This is a genomic window from Paraburkholderia aspalathi, assembly GCF_900116445.1.
Lineage (GTDB): Bacteria > Pseudomonadota > Gammaproteobacteria > Burkholderiales > Burkholderiaceae > Paraburkholderia > Paraburkholderia aspalathi.
In genome coordinates, this window is sequence record NZ_FPBH01000002.1 from 165,562 (window position 1) to 182,422 (window position 16,861).

Annotated in this window: 17 protein-coding genes; 8 read left to right on the forward strand and 9 right to left on the reverse strand. The window is 61.8% G+C overall.

Annotation, left to right across the window (positions count from 1 at the left end):
• Nucleotides 1–2 precede the first annotated feature (2 nt).
• Nucleotides 3–296 carry an EF-hand domain-containing protein gene (locus BM438_RS03370; protein ID WP_054038902.1) on the reverse strand — a complete coding sequence of 98 codons (294 nt, stop codon included), beginning with the start codon at nucleotides 294–296 and terminating at the stop codon, nucleotides 3–5.
• Nucleotides 297–321: 25 nt separating this feature from the next.
• On the opposite strand from BM438_RS03370, the gene BM438_RS44620 reads away from it, so the two are divergent.
• From BM438_RS44620 to BM438_RS03380, 3 genes are all read left to right on the forward strand, one after another.
• Nucleotides 322–612, forward strand: a complete 291-nt coding sequence (locus BM438_RS44620; RefSeq protein WP_143131638.1) for a hypothetical protein — start codon at nucleotides 322–324, stop codon at nucleotides 610–612.
• Between the two features lie 121 nt (nucleotides 613–733).
• Nucleotides 734–1,072 carry a hypothetical protein gene (locus BM438_RS03375; protein ID WP_093632911.1) on the forward strand — a complete coding sequence of 113 codons (339 nt, stop codon included), beginning with the start codon at nucleotides 734–736 and terminating at the stop codon, nucleotides 1,070–1,072.
• A gap of 545 nt (nucleotides 1,073–1,617) precedes the next feature.
• The gene (locus BM438_RS03380) at nucleotides 1,618–1,863 is read left to right on the forward strand and encodes a hypothetical protein (RefSeq protein WP_093632912.1); all 246 of its coding nucleotides are present in this window, start codon (nucleotides 1,618–1,620) and stop codon (nucleotides 1,861–1,863) included.
• Between the two features lie 21 nt (nucleotides 1,864–1,884).
• On the opposite strand, the gene BM438_RS03385 is transcribed toward BM438_RS03380, so the two are convergent.
• Both BM438_RS03385 and BM438_RS03390 read right to left on the reverse strand, forming a co-directional pair.
• On the reverse strand, nucleotides 1,885–3,135 hold the full coding sequence (locus BM438_RS03385) for an arsenic transporter (RefSeq protein ID WP_093632913.1): 1,251 nt from the start codon (nucleotides 3,133–3,135) through the stop codon (nucleotides 1,885–1,887).
• Nucleotides 3,136–3,261: 126 nt separating this feature from the next.
• Nucleotides 3,262–4,278 carry a sensor domain-containing diguanylate cyclase gene (locus BM438_RS03390; RefSeq protein ID WP_093632914.1) on the reverse strand — a complete coding sequence of 339 codons (1,017 nt, stop codon included), beginning with the start codon at nucleotides 4,276–4,278 and terminating at the stop codon, nucleotides 3,262–3,264.
• A 225-nt stretch (nucleotides 4,279–4,503) separates the two neighbouring features.
• Here BM438_RS03390 and BM438_RS03395 point away from each other — a divergent pair, with 225 nt between their 5' ends.
• From BM438_RS03395 to BM438_RS03415, 5 genes are all read left to right on the forward strand, one after another.
• Nucleotides 4,504–5,058, forward strand: a complete 555-nt coding sequence (locus BM438_RS03395) for a cytochrome b (protein ID WP_093632915.1) — start codon at nucleotides 4,504–4,506, stop codon at nucleotides 5,056–5,058.
• Nucleotides 5,059–5,163: 105 nt separating this feature from the next.
• Nucleotides 5,164–5,727: a YceI family protein gene (locus tag BM438_RS03400; protein ID WP_093632916.1), complete on the forward strand. Its 564-nt coding sequence runs from the start codon at nucleotides 5,164–5,166 to the stop codon at nucleotides 5,725–5,727.
• A gap of 48 nt (nucleotides 5,728–5,775) precedes the next feature.
• Nucleotides 5,776–6,354, forward strand: a complete 579-nt coding sequence (locus tag BM438_RS03405; RefSeq protein ID WP_093632917.1) for a YceI family protein — start codon at nucleotides 5,776–5,778, stop codon at nucleotides 6,352–6,354.
• Nucleotides 6,355–6,744: 390 nt separating this feature from the next.
• On the forward strand, nucleotides 6,745–7,356 hold the full coding sequence (locus tag BM438_RS03410; protein WP_167378300.1) for a hypothetical protein: 612 nt from the start codon (nucleotides 6,745–6,747) through the stop codon (nucleotides 7,354–7,356).
• A gap of 206 nt (nucleotides 7,357–7,562) precedes the next feature.
• Nucleotides 7,563–8,288, forward strand: a complete 726-nt coding sequence (locus BM438_RS03415) for a DeoR/GlpR family DNA-binding transcription regulator (RefSeq protein WP_093632919.1) — start codon at nucleotides 7,563–7,565, stop codon at nucleotides 8,286–8,288.
• Nucleotides 8,289–8,352: 64 nt separating this feature from the next.
• Here the strand turns inward: BM438_RS03415 and BM438_RS03420 are convergent, their stop codons facing one another.
• From BM438_RS03420 to BM438_RS03445, 6 genes are all read right to left on the reverse strand, one after another.
• A complete protein-coding gene (locus tag BM438_RS03420) occupies nucleotides 8,353–9,414 on the reverse strand; it encodes an ABC transporter permease (RefSeq protein WP_093632920.1) in 1,062 nt (353 codons plus the stop codon).
• A gap of 15 nt (nucleotides 9,415–9,429) precedes the next feature.
• Nucleotides 9,430–10,986 (reverse strand): sugar ABC transporter ATP-binding protein, encoded by a 1,557-nt coding sequence (locus BM438_RS03425; protein WP_093632921.1) that lies wholly within the window; start codon nucleotides 10,984–10,986, stop codon nucleotides 9,430–9,432.
• 94 nt (nucleotides 10,987–11,080) lie between these two features.
• A complete protein-coding gene (locus BM438_RS03430; protein WP_093632922.1) occupies nucleotides 11,081–12,085 on the reverse strand; it encodes an autoinducer 2 ABC transporter substrate-binding protein in 1,005 nt (334 codons plus the stop codon).
• Between the two features lie 137 nt (nucleotides 12,086–12,222).
• Nucleotides 12,223–13,290 carry an ABC transporter permease gene (locus BM438_RS03435; RefSeq protein WP_093632923.1) on the reverse strand — a complete coding sequence of 356 codons (1,068 nt, stop codon included), beginning with the start codon at nucleotides 13,288–13,290 and terminating at the stop codon, nucleotides 12,223–12,225.
• A 34-nt stretch (nucleotides 13,291–13,324) separates the two neighbouring features.
• Nucleotides 13,325–14,290 (reverse strand): ribokinase, encoded by a 966-nt coding sequence (gene rbsK, locus BM438_RS03440; protein ID WP_093632924.1) that lies wholly within the window; start codon nucleotides 14,288–14,290, stop codon nucleotides 13,325–13,327.
• 162 nt (nucleotides 14,291–14,452) lie between these two features.
• Nucleotides 14,453–16,846: an aldehyde dehydrogenase family protein gene (locus BM438_RS03445; RefSeq protein WP_093632925.1), complete on the reverse strand. Its 2,394-nt coding sequence runs from the start codon at nucleotides 16,844–16,846 to the stop codon at nucleotides 14,453–14,455.
• Between the last annotated feature and the right edge of the window lie 15 nt (nucleotides 16,847–16,861).

Here is a 16,861-nt window from a genome sequence, read left to right on the forward strand (position 1 = left end):
GCTCAGTGCGCTGCCCCGCGTTCCTGCATGAATGCCGCGATCTGCGGCAACGTGATGTAGCCCGCCTTCTGCGTGTCGATTTCATCGAAATGCTTGGCGACCATCGGCATGCCGGCTGCGGCCTGTTCCCGGGTGAGCTTGCCGTCGTGCGTGGTGTTGGCATTCGCAAAGCGCGTTTGCAACTGCTGCGCCATGCGCTCCATGCGCTGCGGGTTGGCGCCCTGCGGTGCGGCCGTTTGGGCGAACGTGACGGTGGATGCGCAGCACAGCAGCACAACGGCGAGAAACTTTTTCATGACTGACTCCTTGGATTGAGCCATCGTGCGTCGCCTGCAAACCGCCGCGATCCGTTCGATGACAGGCCGAATTCTTGAGGAAGCGCCGCCGGAAGGCAATTTGAGAATCATGTCGACTTATGTCATGGCTTTTTGCGGCGTCGGCGCGGCACACGCTATCGCTGTCGTCGCAACACAGCACGCGCTTCATACACCTGCGTGCTTATCTCAGGCCCACTTCCGCGCGACATTGAATGAAATAAGTTCGCGCTGCCGTTTTCAGGGCGGTTTGCGTATCTTTCGTCTGCCGGCGCTACCAGTGCCGCAAGTGCCTTAAGTGCATCAAGTGCCTCAGCGGCGCCTCAACGATTCGGAAGGGTTCTCAAGCAATCCGAACCAGTCGCACGGCTTCTTCACCGGAAGACGCTCCGCACCGCTCAACGTCTCAGGAGTATCAAGTGAGTATTCGTCTCGTCTGCGCCTCTACCTTCACCGCCATCGGTCTCGCCTGTTCGTCGACAGCGTTCGCCCGGGTGGTCGTCTATATGCCGGCTGCCGTGGTCTACGCGCCGCCGCCGCGCACCGTCTATTACTACGCGCCGGTCAAGCCGGTCTACGTGGTCGCGCCGCCGCCGGCTCCAATCCCCGTTGCCGTAGCGGTCGGCACGCCCGTGCCGCTGCCTCCGAAACCCGTCACCCTGTACACGACGGTCGTGGTGCCCGCGCCGACCAACTATGCGATCGTGCCCGCCCCTGCCGTCAGCTACGCGCAGCCCGTGATGGTGGTGCCGCGCTAAATGTGCCGAATGCGAGTCCCGACAGACCATCGCCGTGCTGTCAGCACGAACGGATCCAACATTTGGATTACAAAAATAGCCGTTGAACCAGCATAGGACATGCTGTTCGCAAGAATGCCTGGTGAATTCCCGTTGTACTGAAGAATGGCCGGCGCGCCGCGTGAGAACGGGTTGTCCCGCTTGCGCGGCGCACCGGATTACCGGCAATCGGTAGCTTGTGTCCCAGGAAACGATTCTTACGGGCAGAAAGGCGAGATGAACTCGCTTTTTTGGCGGTCGAGCGACGAAATGTGTGGATTAAAACAGGAGAAAGACCAGTCTCCTCAAGAGGCCTCCCTGATTGGGCGGCGCCGAATCATCAGATGAATGTTCGGTGTTTGAAAGCTCGATGTTAGCTTGGTATCGTGGACGCGCGGTACGGCGCTTGCTGCATTCTCCACCACCGGCAGGCGCGCCTGCTAGCTGGACCGATCTGTTCAGCTAGCGGCGCTCGGCTCACACGCGCTTTATCGCCCGTCCACCTCTTCTTCTGGAACGTTAGTTAGATGAGCTATCACGACATAGACAAAGAAATCGCCCATCTCGAACTTGTCTTCGGGAAGATTTCCACCAACGATCGCATTCCCCTGACGTACTGGCGCAATCGGCTAGCCATGTTTCCCAAGACATTGCTGATGCCCAGCCAGCGCGCCCGCCTCGCACGGCTCGAAGCCGCCCTGCGCTCGCTCGAGCAGTCCGCGCGAGCGCTGGAGACGGAGCCGCCCATGCGAGCGACGGGCACCCAGCGATGATGCATTACCCTTTATTTGCCCTTAACCGATCAGGATCCGCGCGGCGAGCGCCAGCGCGAGAGCGGGCAGCATCACCACCACGCCCACTTTAAAAAACTTCATGAAGCTCACTTCTTCGCCTTCACGGCGAATTGCGTTGAGCCAGAGGATCGTCGCGAGCGAACCGGTGATCGACAGGTTCGGCCCCAGATCGACGCCGATCAGGAGCGCGTCGATCACGCGCTCGGGACTATGAGCCTGCATTACGGTCGAACTGGCGATCAGGCCCGCCGGCAGGTTGTTCATCAGATTGCTGCTGATCGCGATGACGCTGCCTGCCCAGGCAGCCGTCGTGGCTTCATTGTGTTGCGTCGCATCTTGCAACAGTTGAACGAATGTTCTGATGACCCCGGTGTGATCGAGCATTTCGACCAGCACGAACAACGCGGCGACCAGCGGCAGCACGCTCCACGATATTTCCCGGATCATCGGCAGCGGCGATTTGCGCTCCTGGATCAGCACGACCGCGGCAGTCAGCGCACCGAGTATCGCGGTGGGCAGGCCGAGCGGGACATCGAAGGCCGAAACCGTCAGCAGCACGACGGCCGTCACCGCGATACCCGCCAGCGCCACGCGCCCGCTCGACGACAACTCGAGCGGCTCGAGATCGGCTTCGCAGGTGCCGGCGAGCGCCTCGCGCTGCGTCCAGCGCAACAGCACATAGGTCGCGACGATCGACAGTAGCGAAGGCAGCGTGAAGCGCATCAGCCAGGCCCCGAGCGCGGGCGTGTGATTGCCGTACAGCACAATGTTGGCCGGATTCGAGATCGGCAGTACGAAGCTCGCGGCGTTCGCAATGAACGCGCAGATGAAGAGCAAGGGCAGCGGAGGCGTCTTCGCTTTCCTGGCGGCGGCAAAAACCGCGGGCGTGAGAACGACTGCGGTAGCGTCATTGGAAAGGAAGGCGGTGATGACCACGCCGACCAGATAGACCAGCAGAAACAGCTTTCTCGGCGAACCTTTGGCATGGTTGACTGCGAAAACGGCGACCCAGTCGAACAGACCTTCGCGGCGCCCGACTTCCGATAGCACCATCATGCCGAACAGGAAGAGATAGACGTCCGTGCCCTTGCCGACGGCCTCGACGGCCAGATCGACGGGAAGCAGGCCCAGCGATACGAGTAATAGCGCGCCGGCGACGGCCCACACAGCCTCGGGCCATTTGAACGGACGGGTGATGACGCCGGCCGTGGCGGCTATGGCGATACCCCAAGACAGGAAGACGGAATTCACCAAGTAGATCCTGGATTCTGATTGTGCGCGAGCGCGGAATGGGAGCGCAGCATAACCGATGAGCGGGACGCTGCAGGCGGTCGGAGCGCAAGTTGTGTACCACGCAATACCGCCATGCCTGCCTCGCTACCCCACCCGGTTCACCGCGGCAATGCAATCCCGCCCGTTATCCTTGGCGAGGTACAACTGCGTATCCACCAGGTTCACAAAGGCGACGGGATCATCCGACGCTGAAGGAATCACCGTTCCCGCACCGAAACTGGCGGTGACGGTCTGCCGGAATGGCGACCTCTCATGCGCGATCTCCGCGGCGGAGATGCGGTCACGGCAACGTTCGACCACCTGCCGTGCGGCCTCGGCCCCGGTATTCGGCAAGATCAGCACGAACTCTTCCCCGCCGAACCGGCCGACGAAGTCCCCCGGCCGCACCGCCTCGCTCAACACCGTGGCGATCTGCTTCAGGCACGCATCCCCTTGCACGTGTCCGTAGTAATCGTTGTACGACTTGAAGAAATCGATATCGGCCATGACTAGCGACAGCGGCGCGCCATGCCGCTGTGCCGCGCTCCATTCCCGCTGCAGGACAGCGTCGAACTCGCGGCGATTGCCCACGCCCGTCAAACCGTCCTTGAACGACAGCGCTTCGAGTTCCCGCTGCAACGCCGCCACTTTCTCCTCGGTCTTTTTGCGCTCGCTGATGTCGAACATGAAACCGACCAGCGACTCCACCTCGCCGCGGCCATCGCGCACCACATGCACGACGTCGCGCAGCCACACGTATTCGCCACCGCTCGTCAACGCCCGATAGTCCGCTTCGTGATCGGTGCCCGCCTTCGACTGCGCGACGCAGAACTCCACCACCTTGTCGCGGTCGTCCGGATGCATGCGGGCAGCCCAGTCCTGCACGGTCTTCCAGCTCGACGGCGCCCAGCCCAGCAAGGTTTCGATCTGCGGGCCGATATACGCGAACTCCATGGTCGCCCAGTCGATCTTCCAGGGAATCGCTCTCGTCGATTCAAGCAAGGTCCGGTAGACCGCTGCGTCATGCTCCAGGTAACCTTCGACACCGCCTTCGGCCACCGCCGTGTCGTGCCGCAGGAAATCCGCGCCAAGTGCGGCGCTGTTCTTTTCAGTGCTCTTCATGGGTCGAACCTTTTATAGCGGTTGAGCCGGCAAATTAACACAATGCCGCCTCCATTCCGCCAAATCAGGCCGCCGCCCGGCTTTATTCCACCCTCATTAGCGTCACGGCTAGAACAATCTGTTCTCTTCTCCTGGTCTATTCAACTTTCATTGGCATCCCTACTATCCGCATTCACACGCGGCATACCGCACGCGATACGCACCACGAATTGTGAGCATGAACCCATGAATCCCCGTCCTTCAGACGTCAAGCATTACAGCGGCACCGCCGTCGCCCTGCACTGGCTAATCGCATTGCTGATTGTCTGCGGGTTCTGCATCGGCTGGGTCATGACCGATATCCCCGGCTTTACGCCCACCAAGCTGAAGTATTTCTCATGGCACAAGTGGATTGGCGTAACGGTCTTCGTGCTGGCCGTGGCGCGTGTGCTGTGGCGCGCCACTCACCGCGCGCCGGCGCTGGATAGCGCTACGCCCGCATGGCAGAAAGCTGCGGCCCATCTCGTGCACGGCCTGCTCTACGTGCTGATGCTGGCCATTCCGCTGTCCGGCTACTTCTATAGCTCGGCGGCGGGCATTCAGGTGGTGTACCTCGGCATCGTGCCGCTGCCCACCTTCATCGGTCCGGACCAGACGCTCAAGGCAATCCTGCGCACGGTCCACGTGCTGCTCAATTACACGTTGCTTGCGCTGGTTGCGATGCACGTACTCGCGGCGCTCAAGCATCAATTTGTCGACCGCGACGGATTACTCGCGCGAATGATCCCGTTCCTCAGATGACTCACGCGACTCGCGCGTAACAGACGATTGGCTACAGCCAGTTGGCAATCTAATTCCCAACGGTGCGCAATCAGCGCGCGTGGGTTCGATAGGATGCGTACCACTATGAAATCAAACTTTTATCACTCCATTCTGGCCGGCGTTGCCGCCCTCTCACTCTTCGGCGCAAGCCTCGCGCACGCCGATGTCGACGTCAGCAAAAGCACCGTCGTCGCCACGACGAAGCAGATGAACGTGCCGGTGGACGGCAAATTCAAGAAATTCTCGGCGCAGCTGAATTTCGATCCGGCCAAGCCGACCGCCGGCAACGCCAACGTGTCGATCGACACCGGCAGCTACGACCTCGGCGCGGACGACTACAACAAGCAGGCCCAGGGCAAGGAATGGTTCGATAGCGCGACCTATCCGGCCGCGACGTTCGTCTCGAGCGCAATCGCGCCGGCCGGCGGCAATCAGTACAAGATCACCGGCAAGCTCACCATCAAGGGCAAATCGCAGACTGTCGTGGTGCCGGTCACCATCGCGAGCCAGGGCAACACGCAGACCTTCGACGGCTCACTGCCGATCAAGCGTTCGCAGTTCGATGTCGGGACGGGCGAATGGAAAGACACGTCGGTGGTCGCCGACGAAGTCGTCATCAAATTTCACATCGTTGCTTCGAAGAAGTAACGGAACACACCTAAGCGTCACAGCACTTTCTGAAACCTGGAGAATCACTTGAAGAAACAACTTTTGCTCGCCGCAGGCGCGCTGGCCGCAGCCATGTCGTTCAATGTCATGGCCGCCGACACGTATCAACTCGACCCGACGCACACCTACCCGAGCTTCGAGACCGACCACTTCGGCGGCCTGTCGATCTGGCGCGGCAAGTTCAAGAAGAGCAGCGGCACCGTGGTGCTGGATCGCGCGGCGAAAACCGGCACGGTCGACGTGACGATCGACATGAGCTCGGTAGATATCGGTAACGACAAGCTCGACGCTGAACTGGTCACGGACAAGTTCTTCGACGCAGCCAAGTACCCGACGGCGACGTACAAGGGCACGCAGATCCGCTTCGACGGCGACAAGCCCGTGGAGGTGATCGGCACGCTGACCATGCACGGCATCACCAAGCCGGTCAACCTGAAGATCGAATCGTTCAAGTGCTTCATCAACCCGATGCTCAAGCGCGAAGTGTGCGGCACCGAATCGACCGCGACGTTCAACCGCGACGACTTCGGCGTCGACTTCGGCAAGACCTATGGCTTCAAGATGCAGACCACGCTGCATATTCAAGCTGAAGGCATCAAGCAGTAATCGCTACTCCCCTGTAGCTTGCGGCAGGCGGTGGAGCAACTCCCCGCCTGCCGATTCGAAAATCACGACATCACGACGTCACGACATCACCGTCATGCTGACTGTCGATTCATCTGAACAATTCGCACACCCCACCGAATAGACCTTAAAAACAGGACTCGTCTGATCAATAGGCCGAGTTTAATCACCTGTTTGGCAAGCGTTACACGTCATATCTTCCGGTTTCTCCGCGCGCAAAAACTTGAGCGCGAAGAGTCGCCATAACTGCCCGCTTTTCTTCGATTTGAACCGCAAGGTTAAACCGTAAAGTCGCCAGCACGGGAATGACTCTTTACTGGAGACGGCGCGGTGAATCAGGTGAAAAATGCGGCTCTGGTCGCGGCAGTGGCGATGGCGGTCGCAGGATCGGTACAAGCACAGGAAGTCTATGTGCACGGCGGCACACTCGGCGCAGGTGTCGGCGCGGCACTGCCGTTGACCTCGTGGGCCGGCGTGCATGCGGAATTCGAAGGACTCGGCTTCTCGCATTCGTTCAACGTCAGCGGTAACGATTACGACGGCCATCTCAAACTGCTGCAAGGCGGCTTGTATCTCGACCTGTTTCCGTTTTCGTCCAGCGGTTTTCGCCTGACGGCCGGCGCCCTGATCAACGACGACGAACTGACGGGTCAGGCGGTGCCGAACGCGCAAGGCAACTACAAGATCGGCGATGAATTCGTGCCGGCCGTAGGCCCCGCGCCATCGACCACCATCACACTGCCGCGCGTGATGCCCTATCTCGGCATCGGCTACGGCCACAAGCCGGTTTCGAAGGGTTTCGGCCTCACGTTCGATCTCGGCGTGGCCTACGGCCGCCCCCGCACGACGTACAACGTGCCGGCGATCTACTCGCAACTCACAAGCCAGGCGAACATCGACCAGGAAGAACAGAACATCAGCAACAAAGTCGAGCGCTACAAGGTGTATCCGGTGGTACAGATCGGTGTGAGCTACCGGTTCTGAGCAAACACCTTTTCTGATTCATCTTCGAGGAGCCTTTAGCCCTTTGGGTTAAAGGCTTTTTCTCGTTGCTGGTGCGACACGATCCTCATATTCGACGCTCAAACAGGCTCGCCGCGCAGGCGACCTCTTGTTATAATCCTCTCATCAACGCGAACAAAACATAACGCGCCTCTACACTGCGCCCCACACTGCGCGACAGGACTTCCATGCTGAAACCCGACCGCCTCCGCGCCCTCGCCGATGCGCTGGCCAAGCAGAACGTGATGCGCCTGCGCGACGCCGCCAGCCTGCTGGACGTATCGGAGATGACTGTCCGGCGCGATATCGCAGGCAGTCCGGAACGATTCACGTATCTCGGCGGCTACATCGTCAGCGCGACCGACGTACCCAACAACGCCGGCTATTCACTCGAAGAAGAGAAGGATCATTTCGCGCAGGCCAAGGCGGAAGCCTCCGCGCTTGCGGCGAAACTTGTCGTCGACCACGAAACGATCTTCATCGATTGCGGCACGACGCTCACCACGCTTGCGCGCCTGATTCCGCTCGAACGTCACGTCACCGTGGTCTGTTATTCGCTGAATGTGGCGGAGATTTTGCGGCGCAAGCCGAATGTGCGGATGATTCTGCTGGGCGGCGTCTACGTGCCCTCGTCAGATTCGTTTGCGGGCGAAGAGAGTCTGGAGATGCTGCGGCGCATGGGCATCAACAAGGCGTTCATTTCCGCGGGCGGTGTGGACAACGCGCGCGGCGTGACGTGCTGGAACTTTCACGAAGTCGCGCTCAAGCAAGCGGCCATGGCAAGCGCCGTCGAACGGCATCTGGTCGTGGACCAGAGCAAGTTCGGCGTCGTCAAGGCGGTGCGCTTCTCGCAAATCGACGACTTCGATTCCATCATCACCGAGAAAGGTCAGGAGCACCGCAAGCGCAAATGAATGCGCTAGCCGCGCACTTGTCACGCGGTTGCGCTGTCAGGCAGCCGGCGTGACCGGCCTTCAGTTATCCGTTTTTACGCTGCAATGCGAACAGCGTCCCGGCGATCAGAATGAACGCGCCGATGATCACCTTCTGCCAGGTGCTCGGCACGCCAACCAGAATCAGCACACTGTTGATCAACGTGACCAGCACCACACCGAGCAACGTGCCGGCCACCGTACCCGTCCCCCCTGTAATGCGCGCGCCGCCTAGAATCACTGCGGCGATCACATCGAGTTCCGAACCCACCAGATCGAACGGATTCGCGAGCCGGTTGTTCGATACATGCAGAATGCCCGCTATGCCGGCGAGCATGCCGGTATAGCCGAACACGAAGAGATGGATCGCGCGCAGGTTATAGCCGAGCCGCTCGGCAATCGCGAGGCTGCCGCCCATTGCATAGACGCCGCGCCCCATCATCGTCCGGTTCAACAGCCACCACGTGACGCCGGCGGCCGCCACCAGCGCCAGCACCGAAACAGGCAACACCGCGCGCAGGCCTTCGTTGGTGTGATAGAAAAACAGCGGAATCCGGCCGAAGTGATCCATGCTGTGCGGAATGTTCATGAAGAACGTCGTGCCGATAAACGTCAGCAGCAGGCCGCGATACAGATACTGCGTGCCGATCGTGACGATCAGCGAAGGCGCTTTCAAACGATGCACCAGCAGGCCGTTGATCAGACCGAGCAGCACGCCGCCCAGCGCGCCGGTGATCAGGATCAGCGCGAACGGCGCGTCCGGCCACCAGGCAAACACAGCCTTGGTGATGCCGTACATTGTCAGCGCGGCGATTGCCGTGAACGAGACGTCGATGCCGCCTGACGCCAGCACGACAAGCGTGCCCAGCGCAAAAAGCGACATCGTGGTGGCCGAATGCAGCAGATCAAATAGCGTCGCCAGTTGAAAGAAGCGTGGATTGATCGCGCCGACAATCAGGCACGTCGCCGCGATCAACGCGACCGTGAACCATTCGGGGTTGCGCGAAAGCCTGGCCCGCAAAGTGGGCGGCTTGACCTCGGGTGCGACTTCGACAACGGTCGGGGTGGTCATGGTCTCGTTCATGCGCGAAGGGATCCGCGAGTTCATGGGTATCGGCGTCCTTTATGCGGCTTCCGAAAGCAGCGCGTGATACAGGTCAGCTTCGCTCAGCGTATCGGCCTGATATTCGCTGGCCACACGCCCCTTCTTCATCATCAGGATGCGATCGCAGTTCTGCAGCAGCTCGGGCAGATCGTCGCTGATCAGAATAATGCCGATGCCACGTTTCGACAGGCGCTGCATGATGCGATAAATGATGTCTTTCGAGCCGACGTCGACGCCGACCGTCGGTCCATGCAGAATCAGCACGCGCGGATCGATGGCGAGCCAGCGGCCGATCAGCACGCGCTGCTGATTGCCGCCCGAAAGCGACTGCACGGGTTTGTCCACGCCGGGCGTCGCGATCTGCAAATCGTTCACCGTCTGTTCCGCGAGCGCCTGCGCGCGTGTGCGATCGATCTGGCCGAAGCGGTCCCGCAGGCTGGAGATCATCGCGGTAATCACATTGTCGCGAATCGACTTGTCGAGAAACAGCCCTTCGTTCAGGCGGTCTTCGGGCACATAGCCAATACGATGATGTTTCGCGTCCGAGGGCGTGCGCAATGCAATCGCCTTGCCGTCGAGCAACACCTGTCCCGATTGCGCCGCCGCAACGCCCGCGAGTGCGCGCGCGAGTTCGTTGCGCCCCGAATCGAGCAAACCGGTGACGCCGAGTATCTCGCCTCGATGCAGCTGGAACGACACGTCGTTGAACTGCCCCGTACGCGTGAAGCCGCGCACGTCGAGTACGACATCTTGCCCCAACGTGCCTTCACGATAGCGCTCATTCGTCAGATGGCGTCCTGTCATCAGTTCGCTAATCTGCGCTTTGGTAAATTGCGCGATCGGTCCTTGCGCCATCTTCTGGCCGTCACGCAACACAATGACTTCGCCACCGATCGCATAACACTCGTCGAGCTTGTGGCTCACGAACAGCACCGTCACGCCCTGCGAGCGCAAGTTAGCGAGCACAGCGATCAGATTGTTGACTTCTTTCTGCGTGAGCGACGTGGTGGGCTCGTCCATGATGACGAACTTGGCCTCGCTGGCAATTGCGCGAGCAATCGCGACAAGTTGACGCGTGGCGAGCGGCAATTGCTCGATGAGGGTCGCCTGAAACTCGGCGTCGCCGGGCAAGCCGACCGATTCCAGCGCGCGCGCCGCCGTGCGCGCGAGCGCGCGCCGATCGAACGTCCGCGCAAGCCGGCCTTCGTGCGTGGCCAGCTCGGCGGTAAGCGCGACATTTTCCGCCACGTTCATGTTGGGCAGCAGCGAGAGATCCTGATAGACGGTTTCGATTCCTGCCGCCAGCGATTCCAGTGCGGACAGCCGTGCATGCCGAACGCCTTCGATCACGAGTTCGCCTTCGTCGGGCGGCTGCGCGCCGGAGATGATCTTGATTAGCGTGCTCTTGCCGCAGCCGTTCTCGCCGAGCAGGTGATAGATCTGACCACGCTCGAACGACAGGCTCACCCCGCGCAATGCATGTACGCCGGTGAAACGCTTGTGCACGCCGACCACCTGCAGAAACGGCTGCGAGGTATCGGACTGCGGCTGCGAAGACGATACGTCCTGATTCATGATGGTGAGTCGCAAGTTAAGGCATGTCCACACGGGCACGCCTTGAAGGAAGTCCCCCGAGGGGGACGCCGTGACACATGAAGCAAAAAACCAATCAGAACGGATACTGCTTGTAGTTCGACTTGTCGACATTCACCCAGCCCTGGCCGCGCACGATAATCCCTTTGCCCGGACCCTTAGCAACGGTGACCTTCGTGTAGCCCGGAATGCCGAGATCGGCGCCGTTCTCAACTGTCTTGCCGTCGATCAGCATCTGCGCGACCTTGTTCATCGCAATGCCTGCGAGCTTCGGATCCCAGAACGCAATGCCGTTGATCGCGCCGCTCTCGAGGAACTTGCCGGCTTCCGTCGGCAGGCCCGTACCGTAGACGCAGATCTTGCCCTGCATGCCGGCTTCTTCCACCGCGCGGCCGATGCCGATCACGTCGAGCGAGGACGAGCCCTGGAAGCCCTTCAGGTCCGGATGCTTGCGCAGCACTTCCTTCGCGACTTCATAGGCGCGCTCGCCGTCGTTGTTAGTTTCGAGTTTCGGTTCGACCAGATCCATCTTCGGATATTTGGCCTTGGCGTTGCCGATCCCGCCGTCGGCCCATTGCACCTGCGAGCGGCTACCCAGTGAACCGACCAGCGCCACCCACTTGCCGTCGTCGTGCATGCACGAGGCGAGGCGCTCGTTCAGTCCGGCGCCGTAGGCCGTGTTGTCGAATGCTTCGATGTCGACCATCGTGTTCTTCGCGTTGTCGGCCTCATGGGTCACCACCTTGATGCCGCGATCCATCGCCTTCTTCAGCGCCGGTTCCAGCGTCGGCGGATCGTAGGGCACCACGGCAATCGCTGTGACCTTCTTGGCGATCAGGTCTTCGATGATCTTCAGTTGCTGTGCCGCATCCGCGCGGCCCGGGCCGGTCTGATACGCGTTCACGCCCGGGTTGTCCTTCGCGAATTGCTTGACGCCGTCGTCCATCCGGTTGAACCAGTTGATACCGGTCACCTTGACGACCGTGACGATCGTCTCGTTGGTTGCAGCCTGCGCAGCGGCGATCACGCCTACGGTAAGAGCGCCTGCCGCGAGCGCGGCACCCAGTCGAGTCAATTTCATGCGATGTCTCCTTTATCCTTCGATGTAGTTCGATGTCGCCCTACTTCACCATCACGGACAGTCAGGGCTTGTTGTCCGCCGCGTACTGAAACCTGGATTTGAAACCTGGGTTATGCCTTTTAAGTCTGAGCGTCGCGCTAACGTTTCGGGACTGTGCCGGAACTTGCGGCACTAGCACTCACGCCACCGCCACCGCCGCCGCCGCCAAAACCGAAGATCGCCCGCACCCGCTCGCCGCCTGCAAACGCGAGTGACAGCAGCAACAAAAATCCCCACGCGCAATCGCCAAAAAACTGCGATACGCCCAGCAGGTTGAACAGACTCGAGAGAAACTGCAGCACGGTTGCAGCAAAGAACACGCAGATGATGCGGCCGTGGCCGCCGGCGGGATTCACGCCGCCCATCACCGCGATCAGGATGGCGATCAGCAGATAGGAGTTGCCATAGTCCCATTTCGCACTGGACGTGTGGGTCGCGCTGATCAGACCAGCGAGCGACGCCAGCACGCCGCACATCGCATACGTCGTAATCAACATCCGCGCGCGCGGAATGCCCGCATAGAACGCCGCTTTGGGGTTGGTGCCCATCAGATAGAGACGCAGGCCGAACGGGCTGCGTCTGAGCAACCAGCCGAGCACGATCACCGCCGCGATAAAGATGCAGAACGCGATCGGCACCTGAAACACGGTACCGTTGCCGATATTCGACAAGGGGTCGACATAGTCGACATGCACCGAGGCGCCGTTGCTGAGCACCACCGCAAAGCCCGTGAACAGCAACTGCGTGCCGAGCGTGCAGAGAATCGGTGTGAGCCTAAGGCGCGCGATCACCACGCCGTTCAGGAGGCCGCCCAGCAGCCCCATCGCCACCACGATCGCGCAGAAGAGCGACGTGTAGAGCGCGGGCGAATCGTCGCCGTTGACAAAGTGCGGCACGACGAGCGCTGCAACCATCCCGGACAGGTTCGCGAGCCCGACACCTGACAGATCGATCCCGCCGTTGCCCGAGACCATCGACAACATGATGCCGAGCGCCAACAAGCCGAGTTCGGGCAACTGCCCGCCCATCGACTGCAGATTGTCGATGTCGACGAATTGCCCGTGAGAAAGCCATGTCGCGACCAGCACGACGAGTACATTGACGATCAGCAGAAAATTCAGTTGCCGGTCGCCGAACATTTTTCCAGCGGTGAACGAGGACTTCATGGTGAGCACGATCTCCTTCAGTCTTCGCGAACGGTCAGGACAGCGGCGAGGCGGCCTCGGTCGGCTGGCTCAACACGCGGTTCACTTCGTCAAGCGTCGGCATGGAAGGCGCCGTGCCCGGACGTGTGACGGAAATGCCCGCGAGCGCGCAGCCGAAGCGCAGCGCTGAGACGGCGTCGTCGCCGCGTGCAAGCGCCGCCGCGAAACCGCCCGTGAAGCCGTCGCCGGCGCCGGCGGTCTCCACCACGCGGCCGCAGTGATAGGCCGGCACGAGTATCGATTGGCTTGCCGAGTGCAGCAGCGCGCCGCCTTCCCCCAGCGTGACGATCACCGCGCCGACACCTTTGGCGAGCAGCACGTCGGCGGCACGGCGCGCGTCGTCGGCATTCGCGATCGGCACGCCGGTGAGCGCGGTGGCCTCGGTTTCATTCGGGGTGATGTAGTCGCACAACGGAAAGATGTCGTCGTCGAGCGGCAAGGCGGGCGCCGGATTGAACACGGTGATGACGCCGTGCCGGCGCGCCACTTCGAGCCCGCGGCGCGCGGCAGCCAGCGGCTGTTCGAGTTGCGTGACGAATACGCGCGCAGCGGCGATATCGGCCTCGATCGCGTCGACGTCGGCTGCCTCCATCGTGCCGGCCGCGCCGGAGGCGACGATGATCGCGTTCATGCCGGTGTTGTCGTCGACAAAGATATGCGCGGCGCCCGTGGACACGCCCTCCACTACCGAGGCGCGTGCCGTGATGCCTTCAGCGGCCCATGTGGCGCGCGCAATCTCACCGAACGCGTCGTTGCCGATGCGCGTGCAGAACACCACCTGGGCACCGGCGCGCGCCGCCGCCACCGCCTGATTTGAGCCCTTGCCGCCCGGCCCCATCGCGAAGGCCGTGCCGGCAATCGTCTCGCCGATCAGCGGCATACGTCCGGCGCGAAACGTCAGGTCGGTGACGTAGATGCCGAGAATGACGACACGCCCATTTCCTTGCAAAGACGTGTTCATTCGCGTTCCCCTTGAGGCGCGTTGATCGTGAGGCATGCGTGCGGGGCATGTATTGCGCGCAGCACCGCGGTGTTCCATTGCAGATCCAGATGCTTCAGCACGTTGTCTCCTCCATTTTCTGGTTGGCGTGCAGGGTGTTCAGGCGTAAGGGCCGACGTTCAATCAGTCTCCGTACGGTATCCAGATGTTCTTCACCTGGACGGCCTGGCGCAGGAACGGCCGGCCTTCGCTCGAACGGTCGAACCAGTCGAACTGGCGGCCGTGATCGACGAAGGTACGCTTCAGATTCCCGATCGACTCGCGCTCGACCAGCGTCGAATCCGCCGCGCTGCCGAAACACCAGACGGCATCGACGTCGTCGTGTTTGGCGAGCGCCGGCAACAGCGCGTCACGTTCACCGGTGACAATGTTCAACACACCGGCCGGCACATCCGACGTTTCGGCCACCTGATAAAAGTCGGTCACCGTAAGCGGACATGAGACGCTCGGCAACACCACCACGCGATTACCCATGGCCAATGCGGGCGCCGCCAGCGAGACGAAGCCGAGCAACGGCGCTTCGTCCGGACAGGCAATGCCGATCACACCGAGCGGCTCATGCATCGCCAGCGCGACGCCGCGCAGCGGCGGCGTATGCACGGCGCCGTCGAACTTGTCGGCCCACGCCGCGTACGTGAAGAGACGCGCCACCGCCGCCTCGACTTCCGCATGCGCTGCCGCTTCCGTCGCGCCGTTTCTCGTTACGAGTTGCCGCGCGAACTCGTCCGCACGAATGGCCAGGTTCTCCGCGAGATAGAACAGCACCTGAGCACGGTTATGCGTACTTGCCTGCGACCACTTCTGCGCCGCGCGCGCCGCTTCGACCGCGTTGCGAATGTCCTTGCGGTTGCCCTCGCCCACTTCACCGACCAGCGTCCCATCCGGCGCGTGTACCGGCAGCGAATAGCCGCTATCCGGACGCACCTGCTTGCCGCCGATAAAGAGTTTCGCGGTGCGGTCGATCAACGTGACGTTCGACAACGGATCGCGCTCGCCTGCGCCTGCCATCTGTTCAACACGCACGGGCTGACGGACAGCAAGATTGAGCCAGGCACGCGGTTTCAGATATTCGTAGATGCCCTCACGGCCGCCTTCGCGACCATAGCCCGACTCGCGATAACCGCCAAAGCCGACCGCCGCATCGAACAGATTGGTCGCGTTGATCCATACGACACCGCACGCGAGACGCGGCGCGATATCGAGCGCGCGGCCGATGGTCTCGCTCCACACGCTCGCGGCGAGTCCGTAGCGCGAATTGTTGGCGAGCGCAATCGCCTCATCCGGCGTGCGAAAGCTCATCGTGACCAGCACCGGTCCGAAGATTTCTTCCTGCGCGAGAGTAGATGCCGGCGCCACGCCGGTGACGAGCGTGGGCGGATAGAAGCAACCGCCGGCGGGCATCGTCGTATCGGGCGACTGCCACACCGCACAGCCTTCGCGCCGGCCGGTTTCCACCAGCGACTCGATGCGTTCGAGCTGCACCGGATCGACGATCGCACCGATATCGATACTTTTATCGAGCGACGTGCCGACGCGCAGCGTTTCCATGCGGCGCTTCAGCTTTGCGATGAAGCGCGCTTCGATCCCCTCCTGCACGAGCAGTCGCGAGCCGGCGCAGCAGACCTGCCCCTGGTTAAACCAGATCGCGTCAACCACACCTTCGACGGCGCCATCGAGATCCGCATCGTCGAACACGATGAAGGGCGACTTGCCGCCGAGTTCGAGCGTCAGCGATTTGCCCGTGCCGGCCGTAGCCGCACGGATCAGGCGCCCGACTTCCGTCGAACCCGTGAAAGCGATCTTGTCCACCCGCGGATGTTCGACGAGCGCGGCGCCCGTGCGGCCATCACCCGTGACAACGTTCAGCACGCCCGCCGGCAACCCCGTTCGATGAGCGAGTTCGGCGAACAGCAACGCGGTGAGCGGCGTGTATTCAGCCGGCTTCAACACGACGCAGTTGCCCGTTGCGATCGCCGGTGCGATCTTCCACGCGAGCATCAGCAGCGGAAAATTCCACGGCACGATCTGCCCGACGACCCCGAGCGGCGCATAGTCGGCGAATTCGCTCTCCTGCAACTGCGCCCAACCCGCGTGATGCAGGAAGTGCCGCGCGACCAGCGGCACGTCGATATCGCGCGTCTCACGAATCGGCTTGCCGTTGTCGAGCGCTTCGAGCACGGCAAAGAGGCGGCTATGACGCTGGACCATGCGCGCAAGCGCATACAGATGCCGCGCCCGTCCGGCGCCGCCGAGCGCGAGCCAGCCCGGCTGCGCGGCACGCGCGGCCGCTACCGCCGCGTCGACGTCGGCCGCATCGCCCTGGGCGATCTCGGCAAGCCGCCCGCCCGTGGCAGGCGCGTGCGAAACGAAGTGCTCACCGGCGGCCGGCGCATGCCACGCCCCGCCGATGAAATGCCCGAAGCTCGCTTCATGCTGCGCGAGCCAGGCGCGCGCTGGCTGATCGTCCTCGGGTGCGGGACCGTACTCCATCGATGAAAAATACTCGGCTACGCTCATGGGATCGGTCTTCTG

What these genes read in the sequence shown, in the direction of transcription:
- BM438_RS03370 (WP_054038902.1), bottom strand. Translation starts at nt 296, where the DNA reads ATGAAAAAGTTTCTCGCCGTTGTGCTGCTGTGCTGCGCATCCACCGTC.
- BM438_RS03380 (WP_093632912.1), top strand. Translation starts at nt 1,618, where the DNA reads ATGAGCTATCACGACATAGACAAAGAAATCGCCCATCTCGAACTTGTC.
- BM438_RS03390 (WP_093632914.1), bottom strand. Translation starts at nt 4,278, where the DNA reads ATGAAGAGCACTGAAAAGAACAGCGCCGCACTTGGCGCGGATTTCCTG.
- BM438_RS03395 (WP_093632915.1), top strand. Translation starts at nt 4,504, where the DNA reads ATGAATCCCCGTCCTTCAGACGTCAAGCATTACAGCGGCACCGCCGTC.
- BM438_RS03400 (WP_093632916.1), top strand. Translation starts at nt 5,164, where the DNA reads ATGAAATCAAACTTTTATCACTCCATTCTGGCCGGCGTTGCCGCCCTC.
- BM438_RS03410 (WP_167378300.1), top strand. Translation starts at nt 6,745, where the DNA reads ATGGCGGTCGCAGGATCGGTACAAGCACAGGAAGTCTATGTGCACGGC.
- BM438_RS03415 (WP_093632919.1), top strand. Translation starts at nt 7,563, where the DNA reads ATGCTGAAACCCGACCGCCTCCGCGCCCTCGCCGATGCGCTGGCCAAG.
- BM438_RS03420 (WP_093632920.1), bottom strand. Translation starts at nt 9,414, where the DNA reads ATGAACTCGCGGATCCCTTCGCGCATGAACGAGACCATGACCACCCCG.
- BM438_RS03425 (WP_093632921.1), bottom strand. Translation starts at nt 10,986, where the DNA reads ATGAATCAGGACGTATCGTCTTCGCAGCCGCAGTCCGATACCTCGCAG.
- BM438_RS03430 (WP_093632922.1), bottom strand. Translation starts at nt 12,085, where the DNA reads ATGAAATTGACTCGACTGGGTGCCGCGCTCGCGGCAGGCGCTCTTACC.
- BM438_RS03435 (WP_093632923.1), bottom strand. Translation starts at nt 13,290, where the DNA reads ATGAAGTCCTCGTTCACCGCTGGAAAAATGTTCGGCGACCGGCAACTG.
- rbsK (WP_093632924.1), bottom strand. Translation starts at nt 14,290, where the DNA reads ATGAACACGTCTTTGCAAGGAAATGGGCGTGTCGTCATTCTCGGCATC.
- BM438_RS03445 (WP_093632925.1), bottom strand. Translation starts at nt 16,846, where the DNA reads ATGAGCGTAGCCGAGTATTTTTCATCGATGGAGTACGGTCCCGCACCC.